The following is an 18,423-nucleotide window of genomic DNA, read 5'->3' as shown; positions in this document are numbered from 1 at the left end:
CGGCAGTTTGGTGCCTTCGTGCACAAAAAGCACGCTGCAACTCGGCGAAATCGGACTGCGGCTGACTCAACCGCCTTTGCCCACGCTCCAACTGGCTTTTTCGGACTACGGCCGCCGACGTAGCTGCCTGTACTCCGCCGCGCCGTAGTCCGATTCTGCCCAATTGGAGCGGCACAGCGCGGGCGGTTCGGCTGCGCAGTCCGATTTTGACTGCTTGCAGCGAGCTTTTTGTGCCTCCGCGCACAAAAAGCTCGCCGCAACTCGGCGAAATCGGACTGCGGCTGACTCAACCGCCTCTGCCCACGCTCCAATTGGGCTTTTTCGGACTGCGGCGGCCGCCGACGTAGCTGCCGGTGCTCCGCCGCGCTGTAGTCCGAATTTGCCCAATTGGAGCGGCCTTGCGCGGGCGGTTCGACTGCGCAGTCCGATTTTGACTGCTTGCAGCGGCAGTTTGGTGCCTTCGTGCACAAAAAGCACGCTGCAACTCGGCGAAATCGGACTGCGGCTGACTCAACCGCCTTTGCCCACGCTCCAACTGGGCTTTTTCGGACTACGGCGGCCGCCTCCCACGGGCAACCCGCCTGGCTATCGCCACCCGAAAACAAAAAATCAGCTGTCCGAGACGTCAAGTCCCGGGCAGCTGATTTTTTGTTCATTTAGACAAGTTGGGCCGTAGCATGTCAATTAATTCTGCCAGATCGTCAATTACCGCATCAGCCTCCACGACCATATCGCCGCGACCATTTCGCTTCCATACCGCCGTCATCCCCACACCTCGGCTGGCCCTGATATCATGATCAGGGTGATCCCCTACGAAGACCGCTCTCTCAGCGGTGACTCCCAGTTGAGCTAGAGCTCGATTGAAAATCGCCGGGGCAGGCTTGCGCATCCCTTCCCATTCCGAAATAAGTACCTTATCGAAAAATGGCTCGATCTGCAGCGCTGTGAAATTATCATATTGAAATTGTCCAAAACCGTTTGAAACAAGCGCAACTTTTACATGATGTTCCTTTAACCATGTGAGCATCTCCACTACATTTGGATAGCCTATACAATACTTTTGGAAATTACAAATGTAATCTTCTAACAACTGCGACCCGTCTACGTCCTGGATAGCAAATTCGTGGATCAGCTGCTGATACACCTGATCCTTCCAAACGTGACCATGATTGTCCAGCTCGATAAATCGTTTGACGAAAGATTCTTTTTCAACAACTTGTAAAGCTGCATAACGCTCGTATTGCTCCCTCACAAACGCGTCCAGTGATGTGTCCCGATCTAATAAAGTACCATCCAAATCAAAGAGAACCGCCTCGATCGACAACGCTCCCACCTACTCCTTCAAGCCATAGCCTTCATAAATGTCCTGCCAATTCATCGCCCGAGACATACGGTTCTCCACTTGCGTCAAAGGCTTGAAACCATACTGCGCATACAAGGAATGTGCGTCTCTAGTGCCTAAGTTGAAGCTGGTTCCTTTCAATTGAGGGTGATTCACGATAATGCTCATCAACCATTTGCTTAAGCCGAGCCCGCGGTACTGCGGAAGCACAAAAACATCCCCCAGCCAGGCGAAGCGGACGAGGTCCGAAACGACTCTGGCGAATCCAACTTGCTCAGCTGGCCCCTTGGACGGATCTCCATGGAAAATGCCAAAACAAAGGGTTGAATGTTCAACAGCCGCTTCAACCAATTCTCTTTGGATCTCCTTCGCCCAATAGGATTCCTGGGTTAGAAATTGAAAGATGACCTCGAGATCCAAAAATCTTTTATCGATATGGACGGTAAATCCATCCTCCCGCACCCATACGGTCTGCGCCTGAACCTTGCGCGCTAGCCTCGCTTCATCCCGATACCTGCCCATCAAGATGGTGCTGTAATAGTTGCCGTCAGCGTGGATTCGATCATATTTTAACCGGCCTTCCACTTCAAAACCGAGTTTCTGGTACAGCTGAAAAGCATTTACGTTCGTTTCCACCACTTTTAAACTCATTTTCTTGATCCCGTTTGCGTCCGCCCAAGCTATAGAAGCCTTCAATAAATTTGTCCCCATGCCCGAGCCCCAACATGCTTTCAACACACCGACGCCAAACTCGACTTGGTGCTCGAATCGCTTTAATTCACTCCCTTGGCATCTCGAATAGCCAACGATTCGATCGTCCATGACCGCAACGAGCAGCAAATGGCTCGGATGTAAGGAATCCGCTTCAATCAATTGCTCGAATCCTTGAGCATCAAGGAAAGCTTCCCCAGGCTCACGGTCAAAATTGTCGGTCTCCCCATCGAGCTGCAGCCGCAATGCGGCTAAAGCCTGCGCATCTTCGATCTCCGCCGAGCGAATGATATAACTGACATCTTTGACACAGAACGCTTGTTGGTTGATTCGCATGTCTTTCCACTCCTTTTTGCACTTTGCATATTCATTCCCTTTGATTCATCTACTTTTCGACAGGAATGAAACCATATCCTTCATTTGGTAATTCGAACAGCATAAACCATATTCATTTCAACGCAAAAAAAGACTGCCCGAGGTCCTTCAAACCTTGGAAACAGTCCCTTCTTATTTAATGGCCCCCGAGATAAGCTTCCTTCACCTGGTCACTAGCCTGCAGTTCTGCAGCTGTTCCCGAGATGACGACTTTTCCGGTCTCAATCACGTAAGCGCGATGAGCGATGGATAGCGCCATATTTGCATTTTGTTCAACCAGCAATACCGTTGTGCCCGTGCGGTTGATCTCGACGATAATTTCAAAAATCGTTTTCACCAACAATGGCGCGAGGCCCATGGAAGGCTCATCCAGCAAGAGCAGCTTCGGGCGCGCCATCAAAGCCCGGCCCATCGCCAGCATTTGCTGTTCACCGCCGGACAATGTGCCTGACAGCTGTTTGCGCCGCTCTAGCAACCGCGGAAACAAACGATAGACATTCTCGATATCCTCGCGAATTTCACGTTTGGCAGTGCGCAAGTAAGCGCCCAGCTCCAGGTTTTCTTCAACGGACATGTTGGCGAAGACACGACGTCCTTCGGGCACGTGGGAGATTCCCGCCTTCACAATCTCTTGCGCCGGTTTGCCGGCAATCGATCCGCCCAGGTACTGGATATCGCCTTGCTTCGGCTTCAGGAGACCGGACAACGATTTCAGCAGCGTGCTTTTGCCCGCACCGTTGGCGCCGATTAAGGTCACAATCTCGCCCTGATTGACTTCGAGCGAGACACCCTTCAGGGCTTGTATATTTCCGTAATACACATTAATTTCATCCACTTTAAGCATCGCCGCTCTTCACCTCCTCGCCTAAGTAGGCCTCAATGACCTTCGGATGGTTACGGATTTCATCAGGCGTTCCGTGCGCAATAAGCTGCCCATGATCGAGCACATAAATCCGTTCACAGATCCCCATCACTAACTTCATATCGTGTTCAATCAGCAGAACGGTAAGCTGGAATTCCTTGCGGATGAAGGCAATGAGCTCCATCAACTGGTGCGTCTCTTGCGGGTTCATCCCCGCTGCCGGCTCATCCAGAAGCAGCAGCTTCGGACCCGCGGCGAGAGCACGAGCGATTTCCAACCGCCTCTGCTGGCCGTATGGCAAATTTTTGGCAATTTCATCTTTATAGCCTTCCAATTGGAAAATTCGCAGAAATTGCAAAGCTTTCTCTTCAATCTCCCGCTCGCCGGCAAAATGCCCGGACAAACGCAGGATCGAACTCATCATCGAATGCTTGGACAAAGAATGATACGCGACCTTCACGTTATCAAGCACGGACAGCTCATTAAACAGTCGAATGTTCTGGAACGTTCGGCTGATTCCGCTGCGCGTAATCTGATAGGGCGCAAGACCGTTCAGGCGCTTGCCGTCAAACAAAATATCGCCTTCTGTCGGCACATAGACACCCGTGAGCAGGTTAAAACTCGTTGTTTTCCCCGCACCGTTAGGACCGATCAGTCCTATCAGCTCTCCTTGGTGAATTTCCATATTAAAGCCGGATACCGCTTTTAAACCGCCAAATTGAATGCCGGCGTCTTTCACTTGCAGCAAAGGTTTACTTGCCATGCAGACGTCCTCCTTTGCCTAGCGACCATTTACCGAAGTATGACGTGATCTCTTTGGTTCCCATCAAACCTGTCGGACGATACAGCATGACCACAATCAATACGATACTATAGATGACCATGCGCGTTTCCGGATAACTCTGCAGGAAAGTGGAGACGATGGTCATGAGAATCGCCGCCAGCACAGCGCCGGACAAGCTTCCCAAACCGCCGAGCACAACGAAAATCAAAATATCAAACGACTTCAAGAAGCCAAAGTTCGTCGGCTGAATGATGTAAAAATTGTGCGAATATAACCCGCCGGCAATACCGGCAAAAAAGGCGCCGATCGCAAATGCGACAACTTTGTAATACGTCGTATTGATGCCCATCGCATCCGCAGCAATTTCATTTTCCCGGATCGCGATACAAGCACGGCCATGTGTGGAATTCGTAAAGTTCATGATGACCAGCAATGTAATGAACAAACAGACGAATGCATACGTCCAATTGGTTAAGTGGGAAACCTGCATCCCTGCTGCACCGCCGACATATTCGATATTTACGAACACAATGCGGATAATTTCTCCAAAACCGAGCGTAGCGATCGCCAGGTAGTCACCTTTTAATCGCAAGCTCGGGATACCGACGATGAGGCCCATGAGCGCAGCCACGACACCACCGACCACTAACGCCAATGGGAAAGGAACGTGAAGCTTTGTGCAAATGGCCGCCATATAAGCGCCCACAGCGAGAAATCCTGCATGACCGATGGAGAATTGCCCCGTAATCCCGATGACCAGGTGTAAGCTTACGGCCAAAATAATATTAATGACGATATAAATCAACGTATTGGAATAAAATGGATTTAACACACCTGTGCTGATCAGCAGCTGAACAAGGCCATACACGACAATAGATACAACGAGAAACAACCAGAATCCTTTAGATTTTTTCATTCTCGTCCGTCACCTACACTTTCTCACGGGTATTTTTACCCAAGATGCCTGACGGCTTGAAGATGAGAATCAAAATCAAAATGATGAACGCTGCTGCATCCCGCCAGTTGGAGTAGCCCAGCGCACTGACCAAAGTCTCGACCAGCCCGAGCACGAAGCCGCCGATTGCAGCGCCTGGGATAATGCCGATACCGCCAAGCACGGCAGCGACGAATGCTTTTAAGCCGGGAATAACACCCATAAGCGGTTCAATCTTCGTATAGTAGATACCGAAAATCACGCCCGCTGCACCAGCCAGCGCAGAACCAATGGCAAAAGTTGCAGAGATCGTGCGGTCTACGTTAATCCCCATCAAGCGCGCAGCTTCCGCATCGTGGGAGACTGCTCTCATTGCTTTACCGATTTTGGTGCGGCGAACGATGAACTGCAGGATGATCATTAATACCACGGAGACGCAAAGAATGAAGAGGGACGTGCTGCTGATGGTTGCGCCAAGGAAATGAAAGCTTTCGCTCGGCAGCACTTGCGGGAACGCTTCCGGTTGAGCACCGCGAAGGTAGATAGTTCCGTATTCAATCAATAAGGAAACCCCGATTGCTGTAATCAATGCCGCAATCCGGCTGGCATTGCGCAGCCGCTTGTAAGCGATCCTCTCGATCACGACCCCGAGCAGCGCGCAGATCACCATTGCGATAATGAGCGCAGGGAAGAAGCCCAGGCCTGCGTACTTGATCGCGTAGAAGCCGATGAACGCACCGACCATGAACACATCGCCATGCGCAAAGTTGATGAGACGAATAATGCCGTAGACCATCGTATAGCCTAGTGCGATGAGCGCATAGATACTGCCCAGTGAGATTCCGTTAATAATCTGCTGTATCCAATCCATAGTTTTCAATCCCCTTCTGAAAATAAAACAGGTGGGGGAGATTCCCCCACCCAGGCCTAAACGCAATTATGGATTCACTTTCGTTTCGAACTGCTGTTTACCATCTTTATACTTCAAAACAGTTGCTGTTTTGATCGGATTGTGCTGAGCGTCAAATGTAATTTTACCGGATACAAGGGACAAATCTTTCGTTTGTGCCATTGCATCTTTGATTTTCGCGCCATCTGTCGAACCTGCACGTTTGATACCGTCTGCAATCAGGTAAATAGAGTCGTAACCAAGCGCGTTGAAGGCGTCTGGAGATTTGTTCTCATATTTCGCTTTGAACGCGGATACGAAGTTTTGGATCGTTTTGTCCGGATCTTCAGAAGAATAGTGGTTCGTGATAAATGTGTTGTTCAAAGCTGCTGCGCCCGCGAGTTCAACCAGTTTCGGGGAATCCCAACCGTCGCCACCCATGAATGGAACCGTAATACCCATTTCACGCGCTTGTTTGATGATCAAGCCAACTTCTTCATAATAGCCAGGAATAAAGACGAACTCTGGATTAGCCGCTTTAATACGTGTCAACGTTGCGCGGAAATCTGTATCTTTTGCTACATAAGACTCTTGCGCAACGACAGAGCCGCCGTTTTTGGTGAACGTATCTTTGAAGGATGCAGCAAGACCTTTTGCGTAATCGCTGGCGCTATCGGCGAAGATGGCTGCCTTCTTCACATTCAAGTTTTTAGCTGCAAAGTTAGCTGCCACGTTTCCTTGGAAAGGATCGATAAAGCATGTGCGGAAAATAAAGTCATTCACTTTGCCGCTTGTGCCAACCGTTACGTTCGGGCTTGTGCCTGAAGGTGTCAGCAATACTGTTTTGTTGTCTGTTGCAATTTGCACTTGAGCAACCGTGTCACCGCTAGTCGCTGCGCCAATGATCGCCGCCACTTTATCTTGGCTCGTCAATTTGATCGCTGCATTCGTCGCTTCCGCTGCGTCGGACTTGTTGTCAGCTTTAATAATTTCGATTTTCTTGCCGTTGATGCCGCCATTCTTGTTAATCTCTTCGGCGCCGAGCTCGATGCCTTGGGCAATGGATTGTCCGTAAGAAGCAACAGCTCCTGAAAGCTCCAAGTTAGCTCCAATTTTGATAACATCGCCTGAACTGCCGGACCCGCTTCCTGCAGCACCGCAACCTGTCAGTAATCCTGCCAACAATGATGCGCCCATAACCGTATACGAAACTTTCCCCAAGATACTCTTCTTCATGTTGTTCCCCCATTGTCATTTAGTATTTTTATATTATGTAAAAAGGATACATAAACAGAGTTCAACTTGCCCGGCATGCCCGCTGGAATAATGACATGTTTGAATGTTGCAAATTATTAACGAATTGTTTCGAAATATTTAACCAAGTGTTAAATCATTTAACCGATTGTCAATAATACTATATCAAAGTTCACAAGTTGTCTATAATTTCGATAAATTTTTAGACATAATGTCTAATGCCCCTACATTCTATCTTGGCTATAACAAAAAAACGCCTTACAAGGCGTTCAATTACATACATATTAAGGGTTCTCTAGTCTCACAGATCCAGCAAATTTAATTGGGCTGCAAGCGCTACAGCGCGCACTCTATTATTCACATCCAGCTTGTCATAGATGTTGCGGACATGCACTTTGACCGTCTCACTGGACAATTTCAATTGCACTGCGATCTCTTTATTGGACAACCCGGCAGCCATCTCCTGCAGTACTTCGATTTCGCGGGCCGTCAAACCATGGTCAGCCTCCCTGCCCAGCAGCTTAATCTTATCGCTGCCCGCCATCATGAGCGATTGATAAATAATTTGCATTTGTGTAGCCAACACATGAAGCACAGATAAACGATCTGGCGTGAACACGCCGGCAACTAGGTTATTTTCGAGATAAATCACACCGCTCAACGCGCCCTGTGCAAAAATAGGGAGCCCCAGAACCGACTTGGGCTTATAGCGGATCACATACGGATCATCGACGAAAGCTCCATGAAGCGCCGCATCTTCAATGATGATCGGCACCTGGCGGGCCGCAGTTTCCCGGATGAAGCTGCTGCAAGCTTCGGCAAATTCAGATAGCGGCATCAAGTTCAGCGGAGATGCCGCTTGCGGTTGAACGACGAAAAGCGCATCGGCTTGAGCGGATATATAGAATCCTTTTTGCGCGCCAGCAGCCTCCAGCATAATTTTCATTAATTGTTCTGCCAAATGAAAACCATTCTTTTCCCCGGCAAAAGCCTCCGATGCCCGCACGATCGCCGCAAGCTCAAGCATACGCGCATACCCCGCTTGATCCACTTTCGCATCGATGGCGCTCTCCTCTACCTTGAGCAGACGATAATCTTCACTAGGCTGAAGATCTAGCAAACTGGACTTCCGCATGTCCAATCGTCCAAGCTCAAACGGTTCGATCTGCCCGTGCTGCTCCCAGAGCTGCAGGCAATGCTCCAGATCCGCTTTTAAGCCGGATGCGCTCAGATACCTTCGCTCTACCGTCTTCTCCAGAAGACGACTGATGATCGCCTCGATCATACCAGGAACGGACGGCACGTAGGTGGATAGAGGCACGGGACTAAGGGCGATATGGGCATGCCCCCAAGCCAGCGGATCTGCTGCAGTGAAGGGCAGTCGCTTCGCCAAAACCTCATAGAACGTAATGCCCAGTGAATATAAGTCTGAGCTTCCCTCAACGGGCCTGTTTAGCGGCCCCGTTCGTTCCGGCGCCATATAAGCGGGGCCGCTCTCGAACAGCGGCATATTTCTTGCCTGCGGCTGGCCTGGAATGTCATAAATGGAATGCCCCATGCCAGTGAAACAAATGCGCAGCGAAGACGGGACGACGACAATCGTGTCCGGTCTTACGTTCATATGCAGGATATTTCTGTGATGCAATTGCTCCAGTACGCCGGTAATGCGAATGGCCAGCTGCAAAAAAAGCGGGATGGACATTTCCGCAGATTGCGCAAAATGCCGCAGCGTCAGCCCTTCCAACCATTCGCTAACAAGAATTAAGCTATTGCCCTGCCTTAATAAGGCATGCGGCTGAAGCACGCCATCCATTCGCAGGTTGGATGTCATTTCATATTCGTTCATGAGCTTCGCATTTTCCAGGATCATGCGCGGCCCTTCTTTTGCAATTTTGACCAAAACAGCTCTGGACAACGCCTCCGATGTCGCATAGCAAACGATAATTGATGGTTCTTCCAATATCACCTGATGAATCTGATAACCGGGGATTTCAATCATGCCATACTCCTAATCTCGCAGCTAATTCTTCTATATATTGAGATTAACATAAATCGTGGAAGATTCTCATCATCGTTTTTGGCATGCAATGTGAAAATCGTAAAGACGGTAGTCCTTTTGGCAACTGGGGTCGAATCGTTTTGTGTGGAAGCGTATACTCTTAGGGGCGATGGGAGTTGCGGGCTTGGATTCGTGTGTGTAAAAAGGGGAATGGCCCTAAAGCGGAATAGCCGCTTTGGACGGGAACGCGGGGACGCGCGGGGCTGCGCGTAGAACGCTCTAAAACGGATGATCCGCTTTAGAGCGCCCGCCAAGCCGCATATTGGCAGCGAATCGGGTTCATCCCTCTTCCTTGCGGCGCAAGTCATCAAGCGGCTTGACAATCTGCCGCCATCTGGCAGGCACCGCCATCGCCTCATCCACATAGATCGCCCGTAAATGTGCCGACACATGGTCGATGCGATGCTCAACGAGCACCTCTTTGATCTCAGAGGCTTTGACGGGGACGATGCTGCTGCTCACTTGCATGAAGTGGTCTATGGGCAAAAACAAGTCAGGACTTTTCCTATATGAACAATGCTTCGGAAACCTCGGCGCGCTCCCGGAGTCATATTTGGCCAACTTCACACGGTCATAATGGCTCGCCAATAACGAATAGGCATCCAATTCGAATACCGCAAACGTCCCATCCGGTTCCCTTCTCGAATAAGTGTCCAGCATCTTCTGGCAATCCTTCTTCGTCGGCCAAAGAAACACATGCCGATTCAACGCCTCGCGAAACTGCTCCTGTGTTGTGGAAGGATCGATCATACTGTCCGGAATGCGCAAATGGGCGTTCAAGGTGACAGTGAAACCTTGATACACCACTTGCTTCGCTGTTGTCCTGCGCCTGCGCGAATCCAGCGGATCCAACGCATAACTGGACATGAAGGCATCAAAATGAGCCATCGCTTCCAAATTCCCGCTTCTAGCAAAATGATACAGGGATTTTCTTCCAATGGATTTTGTAATTGTAGCAAGAATGTCAGTGTTCAAGCAAAAACCATATTTTTTCCATAAAAGATTTCATCCATCTCCCACTTGACGCTCTTTTCAATGTCCTGCTGCTCTTCCTTGCTGAGTGTGTCTTTCGTGTAGCCAAACAAATAGTTATTCAGATCGAACTCGCGAAGTTTGCATTTGGTGTGAAAAATATTTTCCTGATAAACGTTCACATCAATCATATGGTACATATCCTTGATCTCGTTCGGAATGTAGTTTTGAATGGAGCTGATTTCATGATCGATAAAAAGCTTGTGCCCTGTAATATCGCGCGTGAATCCGCGAACCCTGTAATCCATCGTCATAATATCGGTGTCAAAGGAGCGGATCAAATAGTTTAAAGCTTTCAGTGGAGAGATTTCCCCACAGGTGGACACATCAATGTCAGCTCTGAACGTGCTAATCCCTTCATCAGGGTGATACTCAGGATACGTGTGCACGGTAATATGACTTGTGTTCAGATGGGCCACCACTGCATTCGGCAAAGGACCCGGCGACTCCTCGAACGATTCGCTTGGCGCTTGTTCGATCGGCCCTTCCGATACCAGCATCGTTACGCTGGACCCTTGCGGTTCATAATCTTGCTTGGAGATGTTCAGCACATGTGCGCCGATAATGTCGGCCACCGTATTCAGGATCGCGGTCAAGCGATCCGCATTGTACTGCTTGTCTATATAAGCGATGTAAGCTTCACGCTCTACTTTGGTTTTGGTAAAGCAAATGTCGTACATGTTAAAGCTGAGCGATTTAGTCAAATTGTTAAAGCCATGAAGTGTGATATGCTGTTCCGATGATAATTTCAAAAAGGCTCCCCCCTTGATTCACGCACGCATTAGGCGCTGATTTTACTAAGATTTAGCATGCGAAGCAAGCACTGGTTTTATTCTTCACCTCATAGGCAGGTAATTATGTTAAAATGTAGCCAAAGCTTGACAGACAAAGGAGAGATTCGCATGCAAATCGGACTGGCACAGACTCCATTCCCGCGCTCGGCTGCGGAAGGCGTCGCAATCGTAAAACGAATGATTCGTCAGGCGGCTGACCGCCACTGTGCGCTCATCTGTTTTCCGGAATCGATCATTCCGGGGTTAAGAGGCGTTGGGTTTGCGGTTGAACCGTATGACCACGCTGTACAGGCCTCCGCGCTGGATGACATTCAGGCAGCTGCCCGTGAGGCTGGGATTGCCGTTATTTTGCCTATGGAATGGGACGATGAAACGGGGCTGCACCTCGTAGCTTTTGTCATTTCAAATACCGGAGAAGTGCTCGGCTATCAAATAAAAAATCAAATCGATCCCGATGAAGATCAATTCGGCTATGTTCCAGGAACAGGTCGCCAGTTGTTTGAAATCGATGGCCTTACGTTCGGCATCGTCATCTGCCATGAAGGCTGGCGATACCCGGAAACGGTGCGCTGGGCTGCCGCAAGAGGCGCGCAGATTGTGTTTCACCCGCAATTCACGGGGACTGTGGGCAATCCGGAATTCTATAACGGGGCGATGGTGTGCAGGAGCGCGGAAAACAATATTTATTTTGCCAGCGTCAATTATGCGCTTGATGGCCAACAAGTGACCTCCTCGCTCATTTCGCCAGCGGGAGAACGGTTGTGCAGCGCAGGATCCGGCGCTGAAGAGCTGCTCGTCTATGCGATCGACCCGACTCAGGCGACCCAATTGTTGGCTAGCCGTTTTCAGCCGCATCTCCTGTAAGCCGTTCCCCCCCCCCAAGATGCCAAACTTTACCTAGCACATAACGGAAGAGATCCTTCCGCTATGTGCTTTTTTTCGTTTTTTGCGTCAAAAATAGCTGTTGCAAGATCATAATAATCAGGTATAATCGTAACGTGATATATTCAAATTTGAGTATTTAATCCTGCGAGGGGTTGGAAGGAAGTGGCAAGTGGATAAAAAGAAAAGCAATATTAATCTGGCAGTAGCCGGATTGTTATTAGGGTTATTCATGTCAGCACTCGATCAGACGATTGTATCTACGGCAATGACAACCATAATCAAGAAGCTTGGAGGTCTTGAAAACTTCATTTGGGTGTATTCCGCCTATATGATTGCGATGGTGGTCGCTACGCCGATTTTCGGCAAACTGTCCGATATGTACGGCCGTAAGCGGTTTTTCCTCTCAGGTCTCGCGCTGTTCATGATCGGCTCGATTCTGTGCGGCACCGCGCAAAACATGGATCAGCTCATTATTTACCGCGCCATTCAAGGGATTGGTGGCGGCGCGTTGATGCCGATCGTCTTTACGATTATTTTCGACTTATTCCCGATCGAGAAGCGTGGCAAAATGATGGGGCTGTTCGGCGCCGTATTCGGTCTCTCCAGTGTATTCGGCCCGATTCTAGGCGGAGCGATTACGGACAATTTCAGCTGGCGCTGGATTTTCTTCATTAATGTACCGCTCGGGATTTTGTCGTTCTTGTTCATTGTGCAAGCTTACCGCGAAACACCGAACAAACGGAAGCAAGTGATTGATTGGCTTGGCGCCATTCTGCTGACTGCGGCTATTCTCTGCCTCATGTTCGGGCTGGAGCTCGGCGGCACGGATGGTTGGGCGTGGAATTCACTAAAAACCATCTCCTTGTTCATCGCCGCTGTCGTCCTGTTTATCTTGTTCATTTGGGCTGAACGTTCGGCGAAAGATCCGATCGTACCGCTTAGCTTATTCCGTGGCCGTGTATTCACCGGGAGTATGGGCATCAGCTTGCTGTACGGCGGCATTATGATGGCTAGCGCAACATACATTCCGCTGTTCATTCAAGGCGTCTTCCATCGCACAGCGACTCAGACGAGCTCGGTATTGACGCCGATGATGCTTGGCGTCGTCGTCAGCTCGCAGATCGGCGGACGTGTTGCCGCCAAATTCCGTTACCGGGATACGATGACGGTATCCGCGCTATTCCTCATTGCCGGCACAGCGTTGCTAGGATTTGCAATGGATGTGCAGACAAAAGAATGGCTCATTACGATCTTTATGGTCATCGTTGGGCTAGGCATGGGTGTTTCTTTCTCCTTGCTCAACATGGCGACGCTCAACGCGGTTCCGCCGCAATATAAAGGTACATCCTCCTCGCTGATTACCTTCTTCCGCACGATCGGTTCCGCACTCGGTGTGACCGTGTTCGGAGCGCTGCAGAAGCATGCTTTTCAGCATGGATTGACAGAAATTCCGAATCTTTCGCCGCAATTAGCCGAAAAAATCAAAGGCGGTCAAGCGCTGCTCGATCCTGTTATTCAAGAGCAAATGCACTTGTCCAAAGAAGTGATCAGCCAACTGCTCGGCAAGCTGGCGGATTCGATCTTGTTCATTTTCCAGTGGTCTGTCGCCCTGCCGGTACTGGCGCTCTTTTTTGTCTTCCTCCTTGGCCGCGCCCGGCTGGAAAGAACGCAGGGTGCGCCCGGCGCTAACGGACCACACCATCCGAAAGGCAGCCCGGACCAAGACAAAGGCGATCCTCAGCTGAACAGAGGCTAAACGACAACGCCAACATCCCCGTCAAACAAGACGCCTCCCTCCGATGAATTCGGGGGAGGCGTTTTGTTTAGGACTTGCTTCTTAATTCCGTTAAATCGCTGACCAACTGGATCGTACGTTGTTTGTTCAAGGGGTAAAGGAAGGTGAGGATCAAAAATATGACCAGTAATACAATCGCCGGGATTAAGGTCGCCAACGTGTGAATGCCAGTGAGGGCTTCATGGGTTTGCACCTTTTTCGCCGCATCATAACCGACAGCAGCTATGGCAATGCCGCCTAGACCGCCTGCCAGCGCCTGACCGACCTTCCGGGCAAAGGAATAGATGGAGTAAACGGTTCCATCCTCGCGAAGGCCAGTTACATATTCATGGTAGTCTATAACGTCTGTGACAAAAGCCCAAATGACCAGATTGAAGAAAGCGTAGCCAAACATGGCAACGGAGAGCACGCCCATGAACGACATCGCGGATAAACCAGGCAAGAAATAAAGACTGGCATAGACAAGGCTGGCCAGCAGCAGCCCGGCGGAAGCTACTTCCTTTTTGCCGAATCTCGCGACTAACGGCTTAACCATCGGGATGGCGATAAATACAGTCGCCGTTTGAATCAGCCCAAGCAAGCTCAGCGCCTTGGCATTGCCAAAATAGTCTTTAAACAAATACACATTGACAGCGCCGATCAGCATAAAGCAAACCATGAATGTCAGGGAAACAATGAGAATCCATATCAACGGTTTATTTTTCGATAAGCCTGCAAAAGTTTTAGCCAGGTTCACTTTCTTAGCAACGTTCCCGTTAAGGGTAATCCGCTCCTGAGCCAACTGACAACAAGCCATATAGCAGCTGATCGCTAGCACGCCAAACACGATGGCTCCCAATAAAAAGCGCCCTGCATCAGCTTTATTATCCACAAATAGCAGCAAAGGGCCGGTGACATTGATGACTAATCCAGCCAGCATCGCGCCCATCGTTCGGTACGTCGATAAAGTTGTACGTTCCACGGGATCACTTGTCATCACAGATGCCATCGAGCCGTACGGAATATTGACCGTGCTGTACAAGGTCCCCCAGATCAAATAGGTGATAAACGCATAGGCCAAATAAAACCCGCCCGACATGCCGGGAATGTGGACGAACATCAACACGCCAGACAGTACAAGAGGAAATGACATGCGGAAGATCCATGGTTTGAACTTTCCCTGCTTGCCGGACTGCCGCGTATCGATGAAGCGTCCCCATAACACATCTGCAACCGCATCCCACAATCTGGCAATCAAAAACATAATGCCTACCGCGGCGGCGCTAATGTGGAAAATATCGGTGTAATACACCATCAAAAATGAACTGACGAGAATAAAGAAGAAATCGTTGCCGAAATCGCCGAACAAATAGCCAAGCTTATCTCTGAATCCAAAAGCGCGCACCGCTCGCTCCGCCAACTGTCCTTCCCCCGCGCCTGGCCGGATCGCCGTTTGACTCATTGTCTACCCCTCCAATGACTTTAGGTTGATACTTGGGGCCGCCCTCTCCTATCCTTTGTAACCAAAGTCCGGAATCGCCGACCAGCGTTTGCGCAATTCATGTGCGGCTGCCTTCGGTTTGCGGTCGCGCGTAAAGACCCCCTTCTTGTTGCCTTGCACACGAATGATGCCTTGACTCGTGTTAAAATCGGCAAAATTCCATACATGCTCCCCGACAAACTGCTTGTAGGCATCGAAAACCTCATGGTTCGCTTGGAGGTAAGCTGTCTGATACTCCTCCGTAAACATGACAGGATCCACATCATGCAACCCGGCGACCGTATCCGCGCCATATTCGGTCATGATGATCGGTTTGCCTGGGCAGCGCTTGTTCCAGCCTTCGAACTCAGCGCGGAGCTTCACCTTGGCCACTTCCAAATCCCCGCCGTCCACATACCAGCCGTAATAGCGGTTAAGCGCCAGCACATCGACCAGCTCCGCCACTTTGCACGTTTCCGGTGTGGACATCAGGTGTGTCACGATTGTAACCGGTCTGTTCTGCGGATCGATCTCCTTGGCCAAGCGGACCAAGGGCTCAAAATACGCATGCGCCCCATCTTCTTCGGATGCCGGTTCATTGGCAATCGACCACATGACGACGCTCGGATGGTTTTTGTCGCGGGCAATTAGCTCGCGGATCATATCCTGATGGTGCGAAGCAGTTTCCAACTCTTCCCAGGTATTACGTTTCGCACCGCCAGAGAACATGCCCATAAAGTTCAAATGCAAGCCGACCGCTGGCGTTTCATCGATAATGACGAAGCCTTCTTTATCAGCGAGACGCATGATTTCCTCGGAATACGGATAATGCGCGGTCCGGAACGAATTGGCGCCTATCCATTTCATGAGGCGAAAATCCATAATATTCGCCGCTTCGTTGATGCCTCTTCCGTGAATCGGTGTATCCTCGTGCTTCCCGAAGCCTTTGAAATAGAACGGCTTTCCGTTAATAAGGAATTGACCGTCTTTCACTTCAACCGTTCTAACGCCAAAAGGCTGCTCATAGCTGTCGACAACTTCGCCGCCTTGCGTCAGTTCGATCCGGAGCGTATACAAATAAGCGTTAAGCGGTTCCCACACGTTCACGTTCTCGAGCGTGATTACACCGCTTGAACCTATTTGCTGGCCGATCACCGCTCCGGATTGATCTATAACCTGCACCTGCAGTTGATCGCCGCCGAGAGCAACGACTTCATAACGAACCGTCCCCGTCGTTCCGTTCAGGTCAGTAACAATCGTCACATCATTCACATGCGCGTGTGGCGTCGTATAGATTTTCACCGGCCGGTGAATCCCTGCATAGTTAAAGAAATCGAAATTAGGCGAATTTCGCACCACTTGGCCAAGACCCGGCACTTCTTTTTCCACATAGTTGCCTACAGGCAATGTCGTATGATCCACAATATTATTGACCGCAACCGTTAAGCGGTTCGCCCCGGGCTTTAGAAATGCGTTGATCTCCGCTTCAAAAGGCGTAAAACCGCCTTTATGCTCCATCACAGGCTGCCCGTTTACATAAACCTTAGCCGTATGCGTCGCTGAGCCGAAGCGTATCACGACCCGTTCTTGCAACAGCAGGCGCGGAACCATAAAGCTTCTTTCATACCATACCCATCCGACATGGTCGCGAATATCCCGGGTCACACCCAGGTCGTTATAAGATGATGGTACGGACATGTTCAGCGTGTCTTGAAGTTCGGCGGCAAACCACTGTTCCTGGAATCCGTTTCCCGGATCCAATTTAAAATTCCAAATTCCACTCAAGTCAATCACATTGCGATGTTCCGTTACAATTGGATATAGCATAGCTCCGTCTCCTTTTGGCCCCTTTGTCTTGTAAGCACTTACAAAAAATATTATACTAAGATACTCACATTCTTCGTATAATTTATTTAACATAAATAGGACTATTTTAACATGACAAACGAAAGGATGAACCCTGCACATGACGGCGCCTTCCTTAAGTCTGACGGCAATCAGTATGACGTTTTTTCAAATGACAGCTATGAACCTTTATTTGTTGGATGATCAGGGCGCAGTTATACTCGCCCATATTCATGATCAGCTGCCTGCAAGTATACGCGCTGAACAGCAGAACGATTTTGAATTCCTCTGCGAGGAGGTTCATCGGGATCGCATCCGAAGCTGCGCATTCACTAATGCATGGGGGATGCATTACTTGGCGCGCTGGATTCAGACCGAAGATGGGGACACAGCCGTACTGCTGCTTGGTCCGTTTCTGATCCAAGCCCCCGATTTGCAGATGATCATGAAGGCGCAGCAGCGGAAGCATCTGGATTTGGAAGCTTTTTACCGCGGACTCAAGCTAATTAGCAGTTCCACCCTGCATAGTATCGTCAATATCTTGGAATTAGCCGGATCGATCCGGCAAGCTGCGGTGCGCATGGTCGATCGCCGCCCTACCGCCCCGTCTGCTGCCGATAAAGCTCATGCCAAACGGATCGTCGACCAAGCAGATGAGGAGCATATCGAGCTGATCGACCTGCGCTATCAAGTGGAAAAAGAGATGCTTCACGCCATTGCTGCTGGAGACATCATTAAATACAAGAAAATCTCCAGCAAGACCAAAAATTTGTACGATTTCTCTGAAAGATTCCCAGGGCAGCCGATTCGCACCATGAAAAATGCGCTCATTGTGCTAAATACACTGCTGCGTATTTCCGCCGAACAGGGCAGGGTGCAGCCTTTTTTCCTGCATCAAATATCCGAAAAGTTCGCCAAACAGATTGAACGCTCGGAAACGATGGCAGCGCTTAGCCTGCTCAGCGAAGCCATGGGTGAAGACTACTGCGAACTTGTCCGCACGCGTGCCAACTCCGGGTATTCCCCCATTGTGCAAAAAGCGGCTGCCTATATCTCCATTCATTTAAGCTCAGCCCTGCAGCTGCAGCAGCTCGCACAACTCTGTCAAGTGCATCCCGCTCATTTGTCGAGACAGTTCAAGAAGGAGACGGGCATGACGTTGACGGACTTTCAACAGAAGCAGCGCCTGGAAGAAGCCAAATACTTGTTAAAAACGACTGCGGATCCGATCGGCTGGATTGCCAGCTACGTCGGCTTTGACGATGCCGGGTACTTCACCCGCGTGTTCCAAAAGCTTGAAGGTGTAACCCCTAGCGACTATCGGAAAATTCAAATAAAACCGAGTGTTTCTATTGACCACGCTTTTTCCGATATGGAATAATATGTATGAATGTTAGAAACTT

16 protein-coding genes and 1 pseudogene are annotated in these 18,423 nt (G+C 49.9%); 3 read left to right on the top strand and 14 right to left on the bottom strand.

Annotated features, from left to right (window positions below; genetic code table 11):
* From O9139_RS18560 to speD, 12 genes and pseudogenes are all read right to left on the bottom strand, one after another.
* A partial coding sequence (locus O9139_RS18560) for a hypothetical protein (RefSeq protein ID WP_270880959.1) occupies positions 1-244 on the bottom strand: 244 nt, incomplete at its 3' end.
* Between the two features lie 408 nt (positions 245-652).
* Positions 653-1,324: an HAD family hydrolase gene (locus O9139_RS18555; protein ID WP_270880958.1), complete on the bottom strand. Its 672-nt coding sequence runs from the start codon at positions 1,322-1,324 to the stop codon at positions 653-655.
* A gap of 9 nt (positions 1,325-1,333) precedes the next feature.
* The gene (locus O9139_RS18550; RefSeq protein WP_270880961.1) at positions 1,334-1,864 is read right to left on the bottom strand and encodes a GNAT family N-acetyltransferase; all 531 of its coding nucleotides are present in this window, start codon (positions 1,862-1,864) and stop codon (positions 1,334-1,336) included.
* Positions 1,847-2,389 (bottom strand): annotated as a pseudogene (locus O9139_RS18545) (N-acetyltransferase family protein); the annotation flags it as partial. The gene O9139_RS18550 and the pseudogene O9139_RS18545, both read right to left, overlap by 18 nt.
* A 175-nt stretch (positions 2,390-2,564) precedes the next feature.
* Entirely contained in the window at positions 2,565-3,272 is a 708-nt protein-coding gene (locus O9139_RS18540; RefSeq protein ID WP_270880957.1) for an ABC transporter ATP-binding protein, read from the bottom strand.
* Positions 3,265-4,053, bottom strand: a complete 789-nt coding sequence (locus tag O9139_RS18535; RefSeq protein WP_270880956.1) for an ABC transporter ATP-binding protein — start codon at positions 4,051-4,053, stop codon at positions 3,265-3,267. The genes O9139_RS18540 and O9139_RS18535 overlap by 8 nt, the downstream gene beginning before the upstream one ends.
* A complete protein-coding gene (locus O9139_RS18530) occupies positions 4,043-4,990 on the bottom strand; it encodes a branched-chain amino acid ABC transporter permease (RefSeq protein ID WP_270880955.1) in 948 nt (315 codons plus the stop codon). The genes O9139_RS18535 and O9139_RS18530 overlap by 11 nt, the downstream gene beginning before the upstream one ends.
* A 13-nt stretch (positions 4,991-5,003) precedes the next feature.
* Positions 5,004-5,879, bottom strand: a complete 876-nt coding sequence (locus O9139_RS18525) for a branched-chain amino acid ABC transporter permease (RefSeq protein ID WP_270880954.1) — start codon at positions 5,877-5,879, stop codon at positions 5,004-5,006.
* Between the two features lie 66 nt (positions 5,880-5,945).
* The gene (locus tag O9139_RS18520) at positions 5,946-7,133 is read right to left on the bottom strand and encodes an ABC transporter substrate-binding protein (RefSeq protein WP_270880953.1); all 1,188 of its coding nucleotides are present in this window, start codon (positions 7,131-7,133) and stop codon (positions 5,946-5,948) included.
* Positions 7,134-7,452: 319 nt separating this feature from the next.
* Positions 7,453-9,150, bottom strand: a complete 1,698-nt coding sequence (locus O9139_RS18515) for a LuxR C-terminal-related transcriptional regulator (RefSeq protein WP_270880952.1) — start codon at positions 9,148-9,150, stop codon at positions 7,453-7,455.
* Positions 9,151-9,489: 339 nt separating this feature from the next.
* The gene (locus O9139_RS18510) at positions 9,490-10,185 is read right to left on the bottom strand and encodes a DUF7002 family protein (protein WP_377524019.1); all 696 of its coding nucleotides are present in this window, start codon (positions 10,183-10,185) and stop codon (positions 9,490-9,492) included.
* Positions 10,182-10,994 carry an adenosylmethionine decarboxylase gene (gene speD / locus O9139_RS18505; protein ID WP_270880950.1) on the bottom strand — a complete coding sequence of 271 codons (813 nt, stop codon included), beginning with the start codon at positions 10,992-10,994 and terminating at the stop codon, positions 10,182-10,184. Before speD ends, O9139_RS18510 begins: the two co-directional genes overlap by 4 nt.
* 150 nt (positions 10,995-11,144) lie before the next feature.
* Here speD and O9139_RS18500 point away from each other — a divergent pair, with 150 nt between their 5' ends.
* Together O9139_RS18500 and O9139_RS18495 are read left to right on the top strand one after the other, a co-directional pair.
* Entirely contained in the window at positions 11,145-11,900 is a 756-nt protein-coding gene (locus O9139_RS18500; RefSeq protein ID WP_270880949.1) for a carbon-nitrogen hydrolase family protein, read from the top strand.
* Between the two features lie 190 nt (positions 11,901-12,090).
* Positions 12,091-13,677 (top strand): MDR family MFS transporter, encoded by a 1,587-nt coding sequence (locus O9139_RS18495; protein ID WP_270880948.1) that lies wholly within the window; start codon positions 12,091-12,093, stop codon positions 13,675-13,677.
* 67 nt (positions 13,678-13,744) lie between these two features.
* Here the strand turns inward: O9139_RS18495 and O9139_RS18490 are convergent, their stop codons facing one another.
* Both O9139_RS18490 and uidA read right to left on the bottom strand, forming a co-directional pair.
* Entirely contained in the window at positions 13,745-15,157 is a 1,413-nt protein-coding gene (locus O9139_RS18490; RefSeq protein WP_270880947.1) for an MFS transporter, read from the bottom strand.
* Between the two features lie 48 nt (positions 15,158-15,205).
* Positions 15,206-17,002 carry a beta-glucuronidase gene (gene uidA, locus O9139_RS18485; protein WP_270880946.1) on the bottom strand — a complete coding sequence of 599 codons (1,797 nt, stop codon included), beginning with the start codon at positions 17,000-17,002 and terminating at the stop codon, positions 15,206-15,208.
* Positions 17,003-17,141: 139 nt separating this feature from the next.
* On the opposite strand from uidA, the gene O9139_RS18480 reads away from it, so the two are divergent.
* The gene (locus O9139_RS18480; protein WP_270880945.1) at positions 17,142-18,401 is read left to right on the top strand and encodes an AraC family transcriptional regulator; all 1,260 of its coding nucleotides are present in this window, start codon (positions 17,142-17,144) and stop codon (positions 18,399-18,401) included.
* The last annotated feature ends 22 nt before the right edge of the window (positions 18,402-18,423 follow it).

Origin of the sequence: Paenibacillus aestuarii (assembly GCF_027789125.1) — a bacterium.
Taxonomy (GTDB): domain Bacteria; phylum Bacillota; class Bacilli; order Paenibacillales; family NBRC-103111; genus Paenibacillus_E; species Paenibacillus_E aestuarii.
This window is presented reverse-complemented; position numbering and strand designations above follow the sequence as displayed.